Raw genomic sequence first — 18,356 nt, 5'->3', positions numbered from 1 at the left:
TTTATTTTAAACATAAAAGATATTCTAATAAATAATTAATGTAGGTAAAAAGAAAAAAATCCCAAAATACAAAAACCAAATTTTAGGATATATATTATTAATATTGAATTCATATACAATTTAAAAAGCTACACTGAGCAAAAAACAAAAAAGCTGCCCCATATGGACAGCTCATTTACATAATTATCGTTATCAGGAATACACAAACAAATCACTTCAATATCATCTTAATTGTAGTTTGTTCGGCTCTTCTTCAGGGATATCTCTATATTAGTAATGAATCGTTTTTACATCATTTCCTTTTATGCGAAAAGTAATTGTGTCCCATAAGGCGGATTGTGTGCACCCTCAAAAGTTTAAATTTTAAAATCCCTCATTAACTAGCTCTTTTATCGAGTTTAATTTTGAAGAAAGCTCGATAAACCATTCTTCATCCCCTGTTAATAATGCAAGATCTATAAGATAAAGGATTTGTTCCTTATTTATTACCTTTGATTCAGGGAGTTTGTTAACGTGTTTACTAAAGAGTAAAATCGCTTCGTTTATTGTGTACTGGCCGTCACGTTTCACAATACTAACTGTAACTATATCCTCTACATCATCAAGTGATACAATATAACCAACTATTAATTCACCTTCATTTGATATTCCACGAACCCAATCTCCTACTTTTAAAACATGATTATTATTTGACATCATACCGTTTCACCTTCCTATAAATATTTTTTGTGACGATAAAAAAGATATAAAAACAAATTATACTGTAATATTTTTCATTACATTTAAATGTTAAGAACTCACGGCTATATAATAGTTAAGCCGCTTAACGCTCTTGATTGATAAGGTCAACAACTTCTTTCATTGTATAATTCTTTAAGTATTCACCTAGATGCTCTTCAGCACCTAAGAAAATAGCGAAAAGAACTTTTCGCATATTCGAACCTACAACACACTGATTGTTTGATTCTGGACACTTCGGCTGCAAAGCACCTTCAGAGGTTATCTGATAAATATGCCAAAGATTAATTTCATCTAAATCGCGAGCGAAAATAAAACCGCCACCAGTCCCCTCTTTCGATTGTATAAACTTATGTTTTTTTAACAAACTTAGTACTTTGCGAATGCGTACTGGATGAACACCTGCACTTTCTGAAATAGCATTACTTGTTGACATCCGGTCTGGCTGTAAAGCTAAATAAGTTAAACTGTGTATGGCCAAGGTAAAGTCGCTGTTCATGATTTTCCTCCTACGATTAAAAATATTGTTTCTCATATATTAACATACTGTAGCCATAAATATTACAGATTGGTTAGAACGTTAAAACATGTGGAATGCTTCTTGCCATAAAAAATTAATTCCATTATATTCTATCCCGTCCCACCTATATCTGATAACTTCATTTAGCTTTTTAAGTTAAAAAGAAAATTAAACACTCCACTGTTTCTTCACTTGTTCTTCTGCCAACTGTTCAATTTTTGTCCAAATCGTATCTTTACTCACAATAACATTTGTTTGATAATTTCTATTATTATAATTAACTGTAACACATACTTCAATCATCTTCTGCTTCCTCCTTTCAAGAAAATTTCTTATTTATATTTAATACCTGAAAAATTTTGAATTTAGTTATAATCTCTAGCATATAACTTCATTTTTTTAAATAATTAAGTTTAAAAACCCCACTGTTTCTTCACTTGTTCTTCTGCCAACTGTTCAATTTTTGTCCAAATCGTATCTTTGTTCACAATGACATTTGTTTGATAGTTTCTATCTTTATAATTAACTGTAACGCATACTTCTATCACCTTCAGTTTCCTCCTTTCAAAAAATTTCTCTTTCATACTATTACTTATTAATTAGCCAACTTTTGCAGTTCAATGTTTAAAAATGTTCGGACACTACGTGGTAAAAATTTGCGAATTTCTTCTTCGTTAAAACCAATTTGCAATCTTTTTTCGTCCAGCATAATCGGGCGACGCAACATTAGTGGATGCTCAATTATTAATGTATAAAATTCATTTAGCGAGAGCTCATCAATATTTATATTTAAGTCCTGAAAAGTTTTGGATCTAGTTGAAATAATTTCAGTAGCCCCCTCTTCAGTTAAACGAAGAATCGATTTAAGCTCATCAACTGTCATAGAATTTGATACGATGTTTTTTTCAATATAATCAATTTGATGCTCTTCAAGCCATGCTTTCGCTTTTCGGCATGAAGCACAGCTTGCTGTTGTATATAGAATTACCATATTTAACTCACTCCTTTAATGTTATTAAACGTACATTTTAAATATCGCTTATTGAAATGTATTAAAAAAAATTACAGTTTAGAATCAAATTCACATAATGTTAATTATTCAGCAATGTTTCATTTATCTCTATTATTCATGCTACATTTTACAGACGTTAACAACTCACTTTTAAAAATCTTACTGTAATTTTAAACTTTACAGTTCAATTAATCAACTGTTAAGTCTTGGATTAATTTTAATAACACAACAAATTATTCTCATGTAAAATTCCCCATAGCATGATGGCTCCTTCAAAGCACATTTCACGCATTTCTTGCTTACAAGTGCTATTATGGATTATATTCATCCTAATAAAAAGTACGTACTTTAAAGTGTTATAGGTACTAAAAAGTAACATATGCATTTTTAAGTGCCGTTCTGCTTATTTCTCTCTTACATCGGTTATTATGACCGATATTTAGCACAATAAATAGTACGCACTTTAAAGTGTTATAGGTACTAAAAAGAAATAATTTTAGTATTGCAACGGATGTAGGCTCACAACTGTAATCTAAATTCATCAAAGGAGTTTTTTTATGAAGACATACAATATTCCTGTAGAAGCGACTTTAGAAGTTATTGGCGGAAAGTGGAAAGTTGTTATCCTTTGTCATTTAAAAAAAGGAACAAAAAGAACGAGTGAATTAAAACGTTTAATGCCTGGTATTACGCAAAAAATGTTAACGCAACAATTACGGGAACTAGAAGAAGATGGTGTAATCCAAAGGAAAGTATATGACCAAGTACCACCAAAAGTAGAGTATTCTTTAACGGATTACGGTTCGTCTTTAGGAGCTATACTCGATTCCCTCTGTTCCTGGGGAGAAGTTCATCTTGAAAAAACCGGGAACACATCCATGCTGATTACAGCAGATGAATCATAACTGTAGAAGACATAAAATAGGTTGAGACAATGCTTGCCTCAACCTATTTTATGTCTCTTTATAATTTTTTTGCCGTAATGACTGTTTCAAACTCAAAGGTTTCCGGTAGATGATCTGCATAAGAATATTCAAAAGTTCGTCCATCCGTTAAGTAAGCTACTTGCTCAACTCGCATTAGGAAATCCTGATTTGTTAAGTTCATAAACTGCTTTTCCCTATCATCTGGGCGAATCCCTTTAACCCTGACAACAGATGTCCCTACTTCAAGACCAAGTTTATTTTGAATATGTGAGTATATCGACTCCTCTAAAACAGAAGCTTCAACACCTGGGATAACCGAAATTGGCATCCATGTATGCTCCATAATCGTCGGAATGCTGTGAATGATGCGGAGGCGAATGATTTTATAGACGAAATCACCAATTGAAACTCCCAATTTCTCAGCAACTACTTCATCAGCACCTACAATCGCAAACTCGATAATTTTACTTTCTACCTCACTACCGTAAACAGCTTTCGTACCTGTTAAAGTTTGAATCATTCGTGCCTTTTCCTGCTGATGCCAATCTTGTACCACTGTTCCACTTCCGCGCCGACGGATAATGTAGCCGTCTCTTACTAATAGATCCAGCGCTTTTTTAATCGTAAGTGCTGAAACATCGAATTCTTCAGCAAGGACGGAGCTACTCGGAATTTTTTCGTTGATTTTATATTCACCGTCTAAAATTTGCTGTTTAATCTTTTGATAAATGCCGAGGTATTTTACTTGTGTTGATCCGCTTGCCATTTCCATACCTCCTTTATACTGCAAACTCTCTTCTATTCATTCAAATGTAAAGCCTCAAGTTTGTAAACTGAAGGTGATGGGGCAGCAAATCCGTTTTCCAAGATTTCAATATTCGTTACTGCTTCTTCATCTTTCACAAGTTTTGGTGCACCATTTACAATTGTGTCATACGCTGCATCATAGAAACGACCGTAATCACCAAGCGGCGTTTTAATTTGTTTTTCAATCCAGTCACCATTTGCATTACGATACTTAGCAATTCCATAATACATCGGCGAATCTTCACCAAATCCTGCACTCTCAGGCATAATACCCGCTTTCAAATCATTTTCCTGCTGATCTTCACCGTATTTAATAAAAGAGCCATTTGTTCCATGAACGATAAAGCGTGGATAATCTTTTGCTACGATATGGTTCGTTTTCAGCTTAATCTTCAACTGATTTCCATAATGTAGACCAACATCGAAATAGTTATCAACCGCACCTTCCACTTCATTATTACGAATATCGTATGTCACTGTATTTGGACGGCCGAATAGTGAAATCATGCGGTCCATCGTATGAATACCTAAACTGTAAAATGAACCTTCTTCTTTTGGAGCTTCATGAGTGATTGAACCAGGACGGAAATAATCAATATGTGATTCAATCTCAATAATATCACCAAGGAATCCTTGTTCAACTACTTGCTTTACAGCTAAAAAATCACCATCAAAACGACGGTTTTGATAAGGCATAACGACTACACCTTTCTCTCGTCCTAAAGCTAATAATTCTTTCGCATGTTCTACTGTATCGCAAAATGGTTTTTCAACGATAACTGATTTTCCGGCTAGTATAACTTTTTTTGCTAATTCATAATGCGTATGTGCTGGCGTACAGATCGTCACGACTTGAATTTCTTTGTCATTCAACAATTCGTCCAAATCAGTAGTGAAGTAAACACCTCTTTCCTCATATGGAGCCGCTAATTCTTCATTTATTTGACGTACAAAAATCGTTTTTACTTTTATATTATTACGTGTCTTTAGATAAGGTAGGTGATAACGGTTAGCTGATTTTCCAAATCCAATAAAGCCCATTGTTAATGTCATGTTCTTCAACTTCCTTGCTCATAAATTTTCGTTTCTACATTTATTATATATTTTTTCTTTAAAAGTATATAGTTTTAATTTTAAAATTATATACTAAAAAGGCGAGATAGAAATCATTTTCTGATTCCCATCTCGACTTTACGTTATAGACTTATATCCTATCATCATTTTATTTATACTCAATGACTTGAGAGCTACTTGGTTACATGCTCTTATTCATACATATACGAACGTGTCATCGGAATTGTATCATTAATCCTTTTAGTAAATACAAATTGATGTAAATCAATATTACCTGTAAAGAACGAAGCTGCACATGCATTTAAATATAAACGCCACATGCGGATAAATCGCTCATCTTTCGTTTTACGAACTTCCTCTAGTACGTTTTCAAAATTTCGAGCCCAATGTTGTAATGTTTTTCCGTAATGTCTACGTAAGCTTTCTACATCCACAATAAAAAATTGTTCGTTTGTCATGTTCGTGATTAATTCGTTCACAGCAGGAACATACCCACCAGGGAATATATATTTTTCAATCCAACCATTCGTAGCACCACCATTAGCCGGAGAAGTAATACAATGCAGTAGAGAAATCCCGCCATCATTTAATAATTTGTTAACTGTTTCAAAGTATTGCGTAATGTTGTCTTTTCCTACATGTTCGATCATACCTACACTAACAATTTTATCAAATTTATGATTCTTAATATCGCGGTAATCAAGTAAAGATACTTCAACTAAATCCGTAAGTCCCTCTTGTTTAATTCGCTCAGAAGTCTTAGCATATTGTTCCTCACTTAACGTTACTCCCATCGCTTTCACACCGTACTGTTTAGCGGCAGCTGTAATGAGTTCACCCCACCCACAACCGATGTCTAATAGCGTATCACCTTTTTGAAGGTTCAACTTTTTCAAAATATGATTCACTTTATTATGCTGCGCTGTCGTTAAAGAATCTTGCTCATTTTGGAAATATGCACAAGAATATGTCATTGTTTCATCAAGCCATAATTTATAGAAATCGTTCCCAATATCATAATGATGAGCAATATCATCTTTATTTTTTTGTTTTGAGAAATTCCATTTACTTTTGAAATATTGCAACTTACTATCACCTAAAAAGCTATCCTGCCTTTTATAAATAGATTGAATTGCTTTTTCAAGGTTACCCTCTATTTCAAGATCCCCATTCATATATGCTTCACCGAATGCAATAGAAGGATCCTTAGCGATTTCTTTTTTTGAAAGTGGCTTATGGAATGTTATGTGAAATTGAGGTTCCCCTTCGCCATATTGGATTGTTTCTCCATTCCAAAGTGTAATTTGAACTGGATCTGAAAACAGATTTTTGAGTATTTTTTTATAAAAAAGTTCTTCAACCATAAAAACATCTCCTACTAAAAAATTGAACAAAAAACTATACTAGTTAATAAGTCTTTTTGAACATAGCTTAAAATCGTTATTGTACTGACTTCTTGCTACGAGTGTCATTATAAAACGGTTATATTATGAAGCATAGTACGTACTTTAAAGTGATGTAGGCACTTTTAAGTACCCATAACTGAAACAGGTCCTCAAAAATTTTACTTTTCATCATAACAACTTTCTAAAGTTTTAAAACGAAAAACACCACCTCGTCATTAGGTGGTGTTTTCAATATTACATATAGAGATTTCACTTAACTTCTGTGTTTTTTCTATCTATGCATCGTTCTCCCCATGCGGTTAATTGATTTAATACATTCTGTAAAGACCACCCATAATCGGTTAGAGAGTATTCTACTCGAGGGGGAATTTCTTTATAAATTTCACGTGTAATCACACCATCTTCTTCCAGCTCGCGTAGTTGCTGCGTTAACATTCTCACAGAAATTTCAGGAATCAAACGTTGCAACTCACTCGTTCGCTTCGTCCCTTTCGTTAAGTGACATAAAATAACGACCTTCCACTTTCCCCCGATAATTTCTAAAGTTGCCTCTATCGGTATATTGTATTGTTTCACACGATCTCCCTCCTTTTTTCTAAATTTCTTCTCTATTGTTGCGTAAAAACAAATAATTTTCTATACGGCACATTTTAGTTCCTACAGCACAAAAAAGTACCTATATTACAAAAAAGTAATTATGCTGCGTAAAAATCTCCCTCTATACAAAAAGAAAAAACGAACGTATTCTCGTTCGTTTTTTCTTTCTTTATTCAGCTGCTGTTATAAGCATAGATGTGTTCCCATTCTTTTCAAGATGATTTTCTCCCCAGTTACAAAGAGTATCGAGTATAGAATCTAAAGAATGACCGTAATCAGTTAAAGAGTACTCTACTTTTGGTGGCACTTGGTTATACACTTTTCTCTCGATTACACCATCTTCTTCTAATTCACGTAATTGTTGCGTTAACATCTTTTGTGTAATACCAGACATTAATTGTTTTAATTCGCACGTTCTCTTTTTGTCTTTCTTTAAATGACAAAGGATAACTACTTTCCACTTTCCACCGATAACCTCTAAAGTTGCCTCTACAGGAATATTGTATGTTTTCATATAAAAATCTCCTTTAATAATTTTATAAGACAAATAAGCTAAAATATTTAAATATTACTTTTAAGTATCTATAGCACCTTAAAGTACGTACTTTTTACCCTGTTAAACATGTTTCATAATAGCATACGTAAACAGCAGATGAGTAGTACGGCACCAAAAAGTACCTGTATTACTTTTTAGTATCTATATCACTTTAAAGTACGTACTTTTCATTATGTAAAATACATTTCATAATAGCATTTGTAAGGGTTGAGTGAGTCATGCAGTGTTAGAAATTACCTGTTAGTACCTTTACTTTAAAGTGAGTATTTTTCTCATACATTTTGTCAGACGATAAAATGACATGTTTTCATTTTCACATCCATTCACAATGAATAAATATTTTTCAAATACATTTTAGGAGGATATCTATAATGAGTAAATTACTAAAAGAAAAAATCGGGTTTGGTACAGCACCACTAGGAAATATGTACCGTAATATCCCAGAGGAAGAAGCAATCGCTACAGTGGATGCTGCTTGGAAGAATGGCGTTCGTTACTTTGATACAGCTCCACTTTATGGATCTGGCTTAGCGGAGATTCGTCTTGGTGAAGCACTATCAAAAAGAAATCGTGATGATTACTTTTTAAGTACGAAAGTAGGTCGAACTATTTCGGATGAATTAGAAGATCCATCTGCACGTGATTTAGGTGAAAAAGGCGGGCTTTTCGAATTTGGTCGCAAAAATAAAATGATCAATGACTATAGCGCAGATGCAACACTTCGTTCTATCGAGCAAAGTTTGAAACGTTTAAAAACAGATCGTCTAGACTTTGTTTTCATTCATGATTTAGCACAAGACTTTTATGGTGATGCGTGGATTTCACAATTTGAAATTGCTCGAACAGGAGCATTCCGTGCGCTAACACGTTTACGTGAAGAAGGAGTCATTAAAGGCTGGGGGCTTGGAGTAAACAAAGTAGAATCAATTGAACTTATGCTTGATTTAGAAGAAGCGAAACCAAATATATCCTTATTAGCTGGTCGCTATTCATTATTAGACCACGAACGTGCATTGCAACGAGTAATGCCTGCAGCTGTAAAGCATAATATGGATATTGTTGTTGGTGGCCCATATAGCTCAGGTATTCTTGCTGGAGGCGCTCACTTCGAATATCAAAAAGCATCGCCAGAAATTATTGCAAAGGTTGAGAAAATCAAAGCTCTTGCAGATCGTCACGAAATCAGCATCAAAGCTGCTGCACTACAATTTTCACTAGCCAATCCAGCAGTTGCTGCTGTTGTTCCTGGTGCAAGTAAACCGGAACGAATTGTAGAAGACCAAAACGCCTTAAATACAGTAATTCCAGCAGCATTCTGGGAAGAAATGCGCGAACAAAAATTAGTAGCACCTAATGCACCACTACCAATCAACGTAAAATAATTTGAAACCTTAATCAGTGGGGTCATCCCCACTGATTATTTGCTCGCAAATATCGAGATAAAAAGGAGCGTAATGAACATGGCACATACTACTACATCTATGGAAATTTTCGGTTCACCTGAACAAGTATGGCAATTAATCGGAGGTTTCAACTCCCTTCCAGACTGGTTACCTTATATACCTAGCAGTAAATTAACGGAAGGCGGTCGTGTACGTCATCTAGCTAATCCAGATGGCGATACAATTATAGAACGCTTAGAAGTATTCAATGATAAAGAACGCTACTACACGTATTCAATCATGAATGCACCGTTCCCAGTCACTAATTATTTATCTACAATCCAGGTGAAAGAAGGTACTGAACGTAACACATCGTTAGTAGAGTGGTCTGGTACATTCACTCCTGTTGAGGTTAGTGATGAAGAAGCAATAAATCTGTTTCATGGTATTTACAGCGATGGACTGAAAGCATTACAGCAAGCATTTCTAGATTAATTTACTAAAAACAATGAAAAGCAAAGCGATATCGCTTTGCTTTTTTTATAAAATCCCTTTTAACTTTTCACCAATTAACTTCGCTACATACTCATAACCTTCTGGCCCAAAGTGTAATCCATCTTTTTCATCATTTTCTACAAATCTTTTATAATCCCGTTCTTGAATCATTTCAGCATACAAATTTAGAAAATAGCTTCCTGTTTCTTTTGCCACTTCCTCTACCACGTCTGCATACTGACTCAGCACTCTATTTGTTCTATTATGCTGTCTTTCTTCATCAACTGGTGCAGGACTAATCAGTAGTACTTTATCTGATGAAACTTGGTTCACAATCTTCTCTAAGTTTTCGTTATATGCTTGTAATGACACTTGAGAAAAAGAAACTGCATCATTCGTACCAAGAAAAACTGTTACGAAATCTGGTTTATATGATATTACATCTTCTTCAATCCTATTTAACGCATCGAATGTATTATCACCTGGAACACCTGCATTCACTACTATCCAATTCGGAAACATCTCTTGCAAACGTGGTGTTAATCTCGGCATTCCATCATAAAACGTTTCATCAGCTGTAATACTATCTCCAAAACATACTAACGTTTTCATTAAGCTACTCTCCTTTTACGTATGAAACAACTTTCCTTCTATTGCTTTTATATATCTTTCAGCAGAACGTTCAACTGCCTCATTTGCATTTTCTTTTACTACTCGATGAAAAGCGTTGTATAAACGATTAAACTGTAACGGCTTCACTCGATTCACCATTTCTTCCACTTTTCTCGCTGGTAGTGGAATTAAGTTTGGATAGCTGTACATAAAGCTTACCCACCGCTCATCTGCTACAACTTGAATAATATCACCTGTTAACAAAATCCCTTTTCCATCATTACCTTCTTCCCAATGCAATACAGAACCACCACTAAAATGTCCTCCAAGACGATGTACAGTAATCCCATCAGCTAATTGTAAAGACTCACCAGACCAATAAATAATACGACTACTCGGACGCATCACCCACTCTTTATCATCTTCATGTATATAAATTGGTACATCAAATGTCTCTGCCCATTCTACTTGCGTTGAATAATAATGAGGATGAGACAATGCAATCGCATCTAATCCGCCAAGCTCTTTTATTTTCGTAATTGTCGTTTCATCTAAATACGTAATACAGTCCCACAGTAAACGATATGACTCTGTTTTCACTACAAATGCCGTTTGACCGATCGCAAATCCTGGTTTTGTTGTAATACTATAAAGTCCATCTTCCTCTTCGATTATTTCATTTTTATATGTATCACCAATTTGTAAGCTTTCTAGTGTCGTCCAAGATTGTCCTTTTGGATTCACATATTGCCTCTCTTCATCACAAATATGACAACTCACCGGTTCTTCTACACTCGCTGCATACTGCACGCCACACGTTGTACAAACGTAATTTTTCATCATAATTCCCCCTATCCCTAAATTTTTATTAAGCTGCTTTTTTATGTTCAATTAATAAACTTATAAAAGTAAGTAAATAGACAAATGTAACCGATAATGGAATTACAGTAAATCCTTTTTCGCTTCTACAACATTCATCTCACCATTTCCCCTAAAAATATTTGTACTATAAAGTCACCTCAACCTCACCCATCCAATAACGCCAAGCTGCTAAATAATCTTCTAAATCTTTCGGGTGGTGCCGTAAACATGTATCTATACGCAAATATAATCCTATGACTATCTCTTCATATAAATCACGGTCATTTTTATGAAATACACATTGTTTCATCGCATAACCAATCGTTTCTTTTGTTAAATCTTCCGGAGTTGAACAGAACGCATAAATTAAATCATATATAGGATCTCCTAACACTGGTAAAGGATCAATTACACCGTGCAGTTTATTCTCTTGAAATATAAAATTATGAAATCCAAGATCACCATGCAATAAAAATGGCTGATTTATTCCAGTCCCCCTACTTGGACTATTTGCTAACTTAAAAACCGTTCTATACGCTTCCTCACTTATGTAACGTCTTACATTTTCATGAGCTTCCATCACATTTGTCGTTAAAAATTCATTCCAAGATTGAACTAGGTTTTCTTTCCATCCCCAGCCATCAATCTCTGTAGCTACTTCATACTTATTGATAACTTCCTTTACAAGTTTACAAAGAACGCTCCGTTTATGGCCTAGTTTGCAAAAAGTTGTGCCCTCAAGGAATGAGTAAACAATATAGCGATTTAAAGGTTCCTTATAAAAAAGCTTTGGAAATAATTCATCCTTTTTATAAAACTGAAGAAAATAAGCTTCTTCACGTATGACATCCGATTCATTCAACTTTACAACGTATTGTTCATCTAACAAATATATAGTACTTGTTGTTCCCCCGTTTAATGCTTTTACACTATTTGGATAATGTGAAATCACTTTCTCCTTAACTAGTTGTGCAGTGATTATTGAAATATCCATTCTCTCACCCTTTAACTCCGAATATTCCCTTAATTCAAAAAACAACTTTACTATTATTTGACAAACATAAGGGAATTCCTCCTAAAAATCTTAATATAACAAAAGATAATTTTATTTCATTGCAACTGCGTCTTTCAATATTCCATCATATAGTTCATTCTATTGATGGTAATGCGATGTAATTTCTTCATTCCAAATGTTCTTCATTTAATCTAGTAATTTCTATTGAATTATCTCTTTCTTTTAACTTATGAGCCAAACTTTCTACACCAAACACTTCTGTAAACGTATGACTGCCTACAATTAAATTAATCCCTTTAAATTTCGCCTGTTGCACTGTATATAATGTTTTTTCACCTGTTATGTACGTGTCACACCCTTTTTCTAATGCACGTTCAATCAAATTTGTATTGTTTCCTGCACCGGTTAAAATCGCAATCCGTTTTACTGGTTTATCGTGATTTCTCCAGCTCTTCACTTTCTCTTCCATTCTTTCTTCAAGTTTTCCAACTAAGTTTGAAAAAGGAATCGCTTCTTTATATTCTCCTATTCCCGGTAGTTCTTCTTCCTCATACGTGGAATATTCCAGTATTGTATCTATCCCAATTCCGTTAAATAACGATGTACATGTGCCAAACTTTACAAAATCTAACGGCAAATGAACCCAAAAATGATTCATTTCATATTGCTTCAATTTCTCAATACAAGCCTCTTCCATACCAAATAAAAAACTCCACGGCGCATGATGTGTAACTATCATATCGACTCCATTTCTATACGCTTCTTCAATAGTTTCTAACGTTAAATTTGTTGTGTAACCGATTTTGTGAAATTCATCTTTACTTATATGAGTAAAACCATATTCATCATCGCCGTATTTATGAAGATGCTCTCCAAATAGTGATGTTATATGTTCGTTAAACTGCTTTATATTCATTTTATTTCTCCTTTCATTTACTTTTATATTTCAAAAATAAGGAAATACTAAATAAAAACGTTACATACATATAGGAGGACACCATGAAACCTGAATTTTTAAAAGCTGTACATAATGCCATTGGAAACGTCGAACATATTCATATAGAAGAAAGCGGTGCTGACAGCTTACTTATCCATCATGATGATGCACAGCAATTACAACAAGTCGCTAAAACGCTAGAAAATAACAATTTTCGCTCTGCTTTAAGAACAACTGGAGATGCTTCGTATATTGAAGTGTTGAACAGATAATGAAAGTCCGGATGTATGCCGGGCTTTCTTTTTTATATTAAAACTTCAAACTCTTTCACATACACCGCTGTTCCAGCAATATCTATTTGTAACTTTTCGTTTTCTATCCCTTTCGTTACATAAACAGTTACACGACCATCTTTATTTATTTCCTGTCCTTGCTCAACGATTAAGTCCAATTCATGTTCAAAATCTTTCTCTAAATACTCCGCATAATACGCTCCCATTACACCTGAAGCTGTTCCTGTCACTGGATCTTCAATCGTCCCAGCATAAGCTGACGAGAAATGACGGCCATGCATTTGTGCTAGTTCATCATAAGTTTCTAGACAAATTGGGTGAATAGAAGCATTAGGTATTTCTTTTAATACCGATGGAAATGCAGCATTATTAGGTTTCATTCTCTCACACGCATCTAGATTTTTAATCGGCACAATTACAGTCCAGTTTCCTGTACTTCCATATACTATCGGTAAACTTACATCTAAATCATTTACTTCTAAACCAATACTATGAGCTAATTCTTCTTTTGAACCTGCAAAATCTTTAAACTGAGGTGCTGTCTGCCTCATTTTAATAAAGGTTTCTCCATTTTCATTTACACCTATTTGTATCGGTAAAATCCCTGCCTTCGTTTCAATCGTAAGGTTACTTTTCTCTTCTAATAAACCTTTTTCGCGCAAGGCATATATCGTCCCTACTGTCCCATGACCACATAAATCCATTTCAAAACCAGGTGTAAAATAGCGCATTCTTATATCTCCTACTTCTGAGGAAAGAACAAAAGTTGTTTCGTTATATCCAACTTTTTCAGCAATAATTTGCATTTCCTCTTCCGTTAATCCATCTGCTTCTAATACAATACCTGCTGGATTTCCCTTATTTGGCTTATTCGTAAATGCGTCATAATGAAATACGTTTATAGTCTTCATTTTCTTTTCCCCTTATTTGTCCATTTCTTTATTTTTATAATCAATAAGAAAATTGATCTAACCAACTTTCATAATCAGCTTTTTGAAATGGACGGATAATGAGTCTATCCGTCTCTACTTCTAATAACGATAGCTTCATTTAATTTCATCCCTCAAAATATTAATTGAATTTTCTTTATTATCTTACACAAAATGCAAAATCTAGTAAATCATTATGTTTTTGATACATAAAAACCCAGTCATGTCTTATACATAACTGGGTTCTCCATCGTTTTATAATTTTCTATTTCACAAGAACTACATCTCGTAATTCCCTCTTCAACACTTTTCCTAAAGCGTTTTTCGGTAACTCGTCTATGAATACTACTTCTGGTATTTTATAACTTGCTAACTTCTCCTTACAATACTGAATAATACTTTCTTCTGTTAATGTTGTTTCGCCATCCTTCACAATGTAAGCTCTTGGAACCTCTCCCCAAAAGTCATCTGGAACTCCAACTACTGCAACTTCTAAAACACCATGTATTTCATGAATAACATCTTCTACTTGATCTGGATATACATTGTCACCACCGCGTATAATAACGTCTTTATATCTTCCCATAATATGCAGGAATCCATCGTCATCTATCATGCCAGCATCACCCATGTTAAACCAGTTATCTTTTACTACCTTCTTTGTCGCCTTTTCATTATTCCAATACCCTTTAAACATGTATGGACTTTTCACATGAATCTCTCCAACTTCATTTGTTGTTAATTCATGTCCTGTTTCTGGATGAACAATTTTCACCTCTACATTTTTCAAGGTTTTTCCTACAGAAGACATCTTTTCTTTTCCCATCATTGGATGCCATGAGGTTACAACCCAACCTTCTGTACTACCATAACCTTGCACCATATATATTCCTTTTTCCATATATTTTTGAATGAGTGTTTCTGGCACTTTTGTACCACCGCTTTGTGCTACTTTAAAGGTTGAAATATTACGTTCTTTTTTATTTAATTCATCAAGCATGTAACTATAAACAGCAGGGAACGCAAGCATCGTAGTAATTTTCTCTTCTTCAATCTTATCCCAAATAATAGCAGGATTCGAATCAGCTAAGAAAATCATCGTAACGCCATGATAAATACAATTTAAAATAGAAAGCACGCCACTCATATGGAACAATGGATGCACAGATAAAAAGCGTTCACCTGCTGGGATTTCTCTTTGTCCCGCAATTTCAGCAAAATAGTGATGTAAGTTTTTATGTCCAATTACACATGCTTTCGCCTGTCCAGTCGTTCCTGAAGTAAATAAGTAAATGGCGTCGTCTTCTTCATGAACTTCTACGTTCGGTTCTGTCGTTGGCTGTTTTTGCAGCTCTAATTCAAATGAACCAAAACCTTCTTTTGTCGTTTGAATTACATAAGGAATTTCTTTAACAGCATCAACATTTAATAACACTTCACTAAATTCTTCATCAATAACTAACACTTTTAATTTCGCTTCTTTTACAATTGTTTCTAATTCATATACAGTAAGCTGATGATTTAGCGGAATAAATACCGCTCCAATTTTTAAACTTGCCATCATAACGCTTGGAAAGGGGTGATTATTTTTGCATAGTATTCCTATACGATCTCCTCTTTGCACACCATTATGTAACAAATAATGTGCAAGCTGATTTACTCGTTCATTATATTGCTGAAACGAATATCTTTTCTCCCCTCCTACAAGCGCTTCCAAATTTGGTGACTGCATTGCTCTCTTTTGTAATAATTGTCGCATCGTTCTCAAGTAAAACTCCCCTTTATATATGTTAGGTTTTTTATTTTACCAGATTAACTATTAATTTACTAAAGATTACACTTAGTGAATATAAGAAAAATATAAAATAGCCATTTACTTCACAAGTAAATGGCTATTTTTCATTATATATTAGAATACTTCTTGTTCATTACATATTGCACATACTCAGGTGCACTTTTATCAATCTCTTCATCACTTAGTTTATATTCTGCACCATATAAATAAAAGGAAGGTATAAATTCCATACCTGTATATAGGCATGTAGCTTGGAATGGTTTCGTCAACTCATCCATTGTAATCCCACTATTTTCATAGTCTTTTTCTAATCCACCTATAGAAATAGCTACACCAAATTCTTTCCCCTTCACTTTATCTCCTTGTGATCCGTACGCAAATCCATATGTTAATACATCATCGAACCATTTTTTTAATAATGGTGGTGTGCTGTACCAGTAAAGCGGAAATTGAAATATATATCTGTCATGTTCTACTAATAACTTTTGCTCTTCTTCAATATTAAACTCCCAATTTGGTGCCACCTTATATAATTCATGCACCGTAATTTCATCTGAATGTTTCTCAAGTTCTTCTATCCATCTTTTATTAATTTTTGATTTTTCAATATGAGGGTGTGCTACAATTACAAGTGTTCTCATCATTTTCCAGCCCCTTTATAAATTAATCAATCCTTTACGTATTAGTATGAATGAGTTACATATAATTGAAAAGTACGTACTTTCAGGTACTATAGGAACCTTGAAGTACCTTTGGAGGTGTTATATGAATCAAAATGATAATTGCCCAATTGCAACAACACTCGATGTAATCGGTGGAAAATGGAAAGTTCATATTTTATGTATTTTGTCGGATGGAAAAATGCGAACAAATGAAATTAAACGAGAAATCCCAAACATTACACAAAAGGTTCTTACACAACAACTTCGGCAACTTGAAGCTGATGGGATTATCTATCGTACCGTATATCAAGAAGTACCACCAAAGGTTGAGTACACACTAAGTGAATACGGAAAATCTTTAATGCAAATAATGGATAATCTGTTTGAATGGGGAAAAGATCATCAAATTAAAAGATTACATGACTAAAAAAGCACTATATACTTTGTTTAATCTTCTACGTTCATATTTTTTATTTCTATAAAGTTTATTTTCATCATTTTTTAGCTAACTTGTTTTCTTAGATTGATGGACGTGACCCCACATCCATCAATCTAAAAAGATACAATTAGAAAAATGAGATTTCTATAAAGTTTCGCATATAAACACTACTTCCGCCTCATTAAGCGCTCGCTCTACTTTTTCTAATCTCAATTGTACGTAAGCTATAAAGAAGCACCCCTAAACCGAGAATTTTTTCATTATTAGACGCATTAGAACCTAAGGTAATAGTAGGTACATTTAAACCCATAAACCTTTCACTCCATTCTATAGGCATATAAAAAGATACTCCTTAAAAATAAAAAACGCTATTCTCTCTGTAAAATCATAGAAAAGAATAGCGTTTTTTATTTTGAAATAGAAGTCATTATTTAAACTAAACATGCTAATATTGATTTTGTGCGATTGTCAGTTACCTCATAATAAATTTCTAATCCTTTCCGAGTACCTGTAACCATTTTAGCAGCTTTTAGTTTAGATAAATGTTGACTAATTGTACTTTGAGGCATTTGTAAATCCCCATACATTGTTGTTACATTAGTAGGACCTTTTGCAAGCATTATTTTTACTAAAGATAGACGAACTGGATGCGCCAATACCTTTAACACCTCAGCGATTTCTTGAAACATTTCTTTTTTTTCTTTCATCTTATTTCTCCCCTTTTATATACATATTTATGTTATCCATATATATAATTCGAAGGTATATGCGTTTTTGTGTCCGTCATTTTAAAAAAATATAAAAAAACTTTAATCCGAAACTAAAGGATTAGCTTAACATACTGTCTCACTATTCATAATGAATAGGAATCTCGTTATAGAAGCAGCAGTTTTTATGCTACAACTCTACATTCAACTAACTAAAACTAATGAAAAAAAGAGCAGATATGAACTGCACCCCAATTGTTAGACACAGCCTAACAATTGGGGGTGCAGTTTTTCTATGGCTAAATTTACAGCTGATGAAAAAATACAAATCGTTCTACGTTATTTGAACGGAAATGAAAGTTATCGAGAAATGGGTAGATCGCTCGGTATAAGTGACACAATCATTTTGAATTGGGTAAACCAATATAAACAGAATGGTCTGGAAGCTTTTCTAAAACGATGTACAAATTACACACAACAATTTAAACTAGACGTACTAAACTTTATGATTGAAAACGGTATGTCCTTATTTGAGACGGCAGCTATCTTTAATATTCCTGCCCCTTCAACGATTTCTGTTTGGAAAAAACAGC

General features: G+C 33.9%; 24 protein-coding genes and 2 pseudogenes. 6 read left to right on the top strand and 20 right to left on the bottom strand.

Annotated elements, in window-relative coordinates:
• Positions 1–363: 363 nt before the first annotated feature.
• From BLT20_RS20350 to spxA, 5 genes are all read right to left on the bottom strand, one after another.
• Complete coding sequence (locus BLT20_RS20350) at positions 364–699, bottom strand: IDEAL domain-containing protein (protein WP_000987462.1); 336 nt, start codon at positions 697–699, stop codon at positions 364–366.
• 124 nt (positions 700–823) lie between these two features.
• On the bottom strand, positions 824–1,237 hold the full coding sequence (saiR, locus tag BLT20_RS20345) for an Rrf2-family transcriptional regulator SaiR (RefSeq protein ID WP_001083465.1): 414 nt from the start codon (positions 1,235–1,237) through the stop codon (positions 824–826).
• Between the two features lie 189 nt (positions 1,238–1,426).
• Positions 1,427–1,561, bottom strand: coding sequence for a BA3454 family stress response protein (locus tag BLT20_RS20340; protein ID WP_000573538.1), 135 nt, complete (start codon positions 1,559–1,561; stop codon positions 1,427–1,429).
• A 110-nt stretch (positions 1,562–1,671) separates the two neighbouring features.
• Positions 1,672–1,806, bottom strand: coding sequence for a BA3454 family stress response protein (locus BLT20_RS20335; protein ID WP_000573515.1), 135 nt, complete (start codon positions 1,804–1,806; stop codon positions 1,672–1,674).
• Between the two features lie 47 nt (positions 1,807–1,853).
• Positions 1,854–2,249 carry a transcriptional regulator SpxA gene (gene spxA / locus BLT20_RS20330; RefSeq protein ID WP_000236189.1) on the bottom strand — a complete coding sequence of 132 codons (396 nt, stop codon included), beginning with the start codon at positions 2,247–2,249 and terminating at the stop codon, positions 1,854–1,856.
• A gap of 578 nt (positions 2,250–2,827) precedes the next feature.
• Between spxA and BLT20_RS20320 the strand changes: the two genes are divergently transcribed.
• Positions 2,828–3,175 carry a winged helix-turn-helix transcriptional regulator gene (locus tag BLT20_RS20320; protein ID WP_000860832.1) on the top strand — a complete coding sequence of 116 codons (348 nt, stop codon included), beginning with the start codon at positions 2,828–2,830 and terminating at the stop codon, positions 3,173–3,175.
• Between the two features lie 48 nt (positions 3,176–3,223).
• On the opposite strand, the pseudogene BLT20_RS20315 reads toward BLT20_RS20320, so the two are convergent.
• From BLT20_RS20315 to BLT20_RS20295, 5 genes and pseudogenes are all read right to left on the bottom strand, one after another.
• Positions 3,224–3,962, bottom strand: a pseudogene (locus BLT20_RS20315) (GntR family transcriptional regulator).
• 32 nt (positions 3,963–3,994) lie between these two features.
• A complete protein-coding gene (locus BLT20_RS20310) occupies positions 3,995–5,056 on the bottom strand; it encodes an oxidoreductase (protein ID WP_000176601.1) in 1,062 nt (353 codons plus the stop codon).
• Positions 5,057–5,268: 212 nt separating this feature from the next.
• Entirely contained in the window at positions 5,269–6,441 is a 1,173-nt protein-coding gene (locus BLT20_RS20305; RefSeq protein ID WP_073339777.1) for a cyclopropane-fatty-acyl-phospholipid synthase, read from the bottom strand.
• Positions 6,442–6,732: 291 nt separating this feature from the next.
• Positions 6,733–7,059 (bottom strand): winged helix-turn-helix transcriptional regulator, encoded by a 327-nt coding sequence (locus BLT20_RS20300; RefSeq protein ID WP_000816339.1) that lies wholly within the window; start codon positions 7,057–7,059, stop codon positions 6,733–6,735.
• A 190-nt stretch (positions 7,060–7,249) separates the two neighbouring features.
• Positions 7,250–7,594 (bottom strand): winged helix-turn-helix transcriptional regulator, encoded by a 345-nt coding sequence (locus BLT20_RS20295; RefSeq protein WP_000860820.1) that lies wholly within the window; start codon positions 7,592–7,594, stop codon positions 7,250–7,252.
• Positions 7,595–8,007: 413 nt separating this feature from the next.
• Between BLT20_RS20295 and BLT20_RS20290 the strand changes: the two genes are divergently transcribed.
• Both BLT20_RS20290 and BLT20_RS20285 read left to right on the top strand, forming a co-directional pair.
• Positions 8,008–9,018 carry an aldo/keto reductase gene (locus BLT20_RS20290; protein WP_000040540.1) on the top strand — a complete coding sequence of 337 codons (1,011 nt, stop codon included), beginning with the start codon at positions 8,008–8,010 and terminating at the stop codon, positions 9,016–9,018.
• Positions 9,019–9,096: 78 nt separating this feature from the next.
• Positions 9,097–9,513 (top strand): SRPBCC family protein, encoded by a 417-nt coding sequence (locus BLT20_RS20285; RefSeq protein WP_000951519.1) that lies wholly within the window; start codon positions 9,097–9,099, stop codon positions 9,511–9,513.
• A gap of 45 nt (positions 9,514–9,558) precedes the next feature.
• On the opposite strand, the gene BLT20_RS20280 is transcribed toward BLT20_RS20285, so the two are convergent.
• From BLT20_RS20280 to BLT20_RS20265, 4 genes are all read right to left on the bottom strand, one after another.
• Positions 9,559–10,125 carry an SGNH/GDSL hydrolase family protein gene (locus BLT20_RS20280; RefSeq protein ID WP_000855218.1) on the bottom strand — a complete coding sequence of 189 codons (567 nt, stop codon included), beginning with the start codon at positions 10,123–10,125 and terminating at the stop codon, positions 9,559–9,561.
• A 15-nt stretch (positions 10,126–10,140) separates the two neighbouring features.
• Positions 10,141–10,968, bottom strand: a complete 828-nt coding sequence (locus BLT20_RS20275; RefSeq protein ID WP_013142076.1) for an MBL fold metallo-hydrolase — start codon at positions 10,966–10,968, stop codon at positions 10,141–10,143.
• Positions 10,969–11,131: 163 nt separating this feature from the next.
• On the bottom strand, positions 11,132–11,980 hold the full coding sequence (locus BLT20_RS20270; RefSeq protein WP_002026086.1) for an aminoglycoside phosphotransferase family protein: 849 nt from the start codon (positions 11,978–11,980) through the stop codon (positions 11,132–11,134).
• Positions 11,981–12,167: 187 nt separating this feature from the next.
• On the bottom strand, positions 12,168–12,917 hold the full coding sequence (locus BLT20_RS20265; RefSeq protein ID WP_001022443.1) for a Nif3-like dinuclear metal center hexameric protein: 750 nt from the start codon (positions 12,915–12,917) through the stop codon (positions 12,168–12,170).
• Positions 12,918–13,000: 83 nt separating this feature from the next.
• Here BLT20_RS20265 and BLT20_RS20260 point away from each other — a divergent pair, with 83 nt between their 5' ends.
• Positions 13,001–13,210 (top strand): hypothetical protein, encoded by a 210-nt coding sequence (locus BLT20_RS20260; RefSeq protein WP_000801658.1) that lies wholly within the window; start codon positions 13,001–13,003, stop codon positions 13,208–13,210.
• A 32-nt stretch (positions 13,211–13,242) separates the two neighbouring features.
• Here the strand turns inward: BLT20_RS20260 and BLT20_RS20255 are convergent, their stop codons facing one another.
• From BLT20_RS20255 to BLT20_RS20245, 4 genes and pseudogenes are all read right to left on the bottom strand, one after another.
• Positions 13,243–14,142: a PhzF family phenazine biosynthesis isomerase gene (locus BLT20_RS20255; RefSeq protein WP_000849321.1), complete on the bottom strand. Its 900-nt coding sequence runs from the start codon at positions 14,140–14,142 to the stop codon at positions 13,243–13,245.
• 46 nt (positions 14,143–14,188) lie between these two features.
• Positions 14,189–14,281, bottom strand: a pseudogene (locus tag BLT20_RS30795) (N-acetyltransferase); the annotation flags it as partial.
• Positions 14,282–14,425: 144 nt separating this feature from the next.
• The gene (locus BLT20_RS20250; protein ID WP_002026085.1) at positions 14,426–15,919 is read right to left on the bottom strand and encodes a class I adenylate-forming enzyme family protein; all 1,494 of its coding nucleotides are present in this window, start codon (positions 15,917–15,919) and stop codon (positions 14,426–14,428) included.
• 143 nt (positions 15,920–16,062) lie between these two features.
• Complete coding sequence (locus BLT20_RS20245; RefSeq protein WP_025921899.1) at positions 16,063–16,596, bottom strand: NAD(P)H-dependent oxidoreductase; 534 nt, start codon at positions 16,594–16,596, stop codon at positions 16,063–16,065.
• 124 nt (positions 16,597–16,720) lie between these two features.
• On the opposite strand from BLT20_RS20245, the gene BLT20_RS20240 reads away from it, so the two are divergent.
• Positions 16,721–17,044 (top strand): winged helix-turn-helix transcriptional regulator, encoded by a 324-nt coding sequence (locus BLT20_RS20240; RefSeq protein WP_001072981.1) that lies wholly within the window; start codon positions 16,721–16,723, stop codon positions 17,042–17,044.
• 193 nt (positions 17,045–17,237) lie between these two features.
• Here BLT20_RS20240 and BLT20_RS30605 read toward each other — a convergent pair whose 3' ends face one another.
• Positions 17,238–17,393 (bottom strand): hypothetical protein, encoded by a 156-nt coding sequence (locus tag BLT20_RS30605; RefSeq protein ID WP_001121201.1) that lies wholly within the window; start codon positions 17,391–17,393, stop codon positions 17,238–17,240.
• Positions 17,394–17,487: 94 nt separating this feature from the next.
• The gene (locus tag BLT20_RS20230) at positions 17,488–17,763 is read right to left on the bottom strand and encodes an ArsR/SmtB family transcription factor (protein WP_000660066.1); all 276 of its coding nucleotides are present in this window, start codon (positions 17,761–17,763) and stop codon (positions 17,488–17,490) included.
• 295 nt (positions 17,764–18,058) lie between these two features.
• Here BLT20_RS20230 and BLT20_RS20225 point away from each other — a divergent pair.
• Positions 18,059–18,356 (top strand): helix-turn-helix domain-containing protein (locus BLT20_RS20225; RefSeq protein WP_141769980.1); only part of this gene is annotated, 298 nt, incomplete at its 3' end.

The sequence above is a fragment of the Bacillus sp. cl96 genome (assembly GCF_900100505.1).
GTDB lineage: Bacteria > Bacillota > Bacilli > Bacillales > Bacillaceae_G > Bacillus_A > Bacillus_A cereus.
This window is presented reverse-complemented; position numbering and strand designations above follow the sequence as displayed.

Coding starts and splice junctions, on each gene's coding strand:
- BLT20_RS20270 (WP_002026086.1), bottom strand. CDS start 11,980: ATGGATATTTCAATAATCACTGCACAACTAGTTAAGGAGAAAGTGATT.
- BLT20_RS20340 (WP_000573538.1), bottom strand. CDS start 1,561: ATGATTGAAGTATGTGTTACAGTTAATTATAATAATAGAAATTATCAA.
- BLT20_RS20240 (WP_001072981.1), top strand. CDS start 16,721: ATGAATCAAAATGATAATTGCCCAATTGCAACAACACTCGATGTAATC.
- BLT20_RS20285 (WP_000951519.1), top strand. CDS start 9,097: ATGGCACATACTACTACATCTATGGAAATTTTCGGTTCACCTGAACAA.
- BLT20_RS20290 (WP_000040540.1), top strand. CDS start 8,008: ATGAGTAAATTACTAAAAGAAAAAATCGGGTTTGGTACAGCACCACTA.
- BLT20_RS20310 (WP_000176601.1), bottom strand. CDS start 5,056: ATGACATTAACAATGGGCTTTATTGGATTTGGAAAATCAGCTAACCGT.
- BLT20_RS20245 (WP_025921899.1), bottom strand. CDS start 16,596: ATGAGAACACTTGTAATTGTAGCACACCCTCATATTGAAAAATCAAAA.
- BLT20_RS20230 (WP_000660066.1), bottom strand. CDS start 17,763: ATGAAAGAAAAAAAAGAAATGTTTCAAGAAATCGCTGAGGTGTTAAAG.
- BLT20_RS20265 (WP_001022443.1), bottom strand. CDS start 12,917: ATGAATATAAAGCAGTTTAACGAACATATAACATCACTATTTGGAGAG.
- BLT20_RS20280 (WP_000855218.1), bottom strand. CDS start 10,125: ATGAAAACGTTAGTATGTTTTGGAGATAGTATTACAGCTGATGAAACG.
- saiR (WP_001083465.1), bottom strand. CDS start 1,237: ATGAACAGCGACTTTACCTTGGCCATACACAGTTTAACTTATTTAGCT.
- BLT20_RS20320 (WP_000860832.1), top strand. CDS start 2,828: ATGAAGACATACAATATTCCTGTAGAAGCGACTTTAGAAGTTATTGGC.
- BLT20_RS30605 (WP_001121201.1), bottom strand. CDS start 17,393: ATGCCTATAGAATGGAGTGAAAGGTTTATGGGTTTAAATGTACCTACT.
- BLT20_RS20295 (WP_000860820.1), bottom strand. CDS start 7,594: ATGAAAACATACAATATTCCTGTAGAGGCAACTTTAGAGGTTATCGGT.
- BLT20_RS20275 (WP_013142076.1), bottom strand. CDS start 10,968: ATGATGAAAAATTACGTTTGTACAACGTGTGGCGTGCAGTATGCAGCG.
- BLT20_RS20255 (WP_000849321.1), bottom strand. CDS start 14,142: ATGAAGACTATAAACGTATTTCATTATGACGCATTTACGAATAAGCCA.
- BLT20_RS20250 (WP_002026085.1), bottom strand. CDS start 15,919: ATGCGACAATTATTACAAAAGAGAGCAATGCAGTCACCAAATTTGGAA.
- BLT20_RS20305 (WP_073339777.1), bottom strand. CDS start 6,441: ATGGTTGAAGAACTTTTTTATAAAAAAATACTCAAAAATCTGTTTTCA.
- BLT20_RS20350 (WP_000987462.1), bottom strand. CDS start 699: ATGATGTCAAATAATAATCATGTTTTAAAAGTAGGAGATTGGGTTCGT.
- spxA (WP_000236189.1), bottom strand. CDS start 2,249: ATGGTAATTCTATATACAACAGCAAGCTGTGCTTCATGCCGAAAAGCG.
- BLT20_RS20260 (WP_000801658.1), top strand. CDS start 13,001: ATGAAACCTGAATTTTTAAAAGCTGTACATAATGCCATTGGAAACGTC.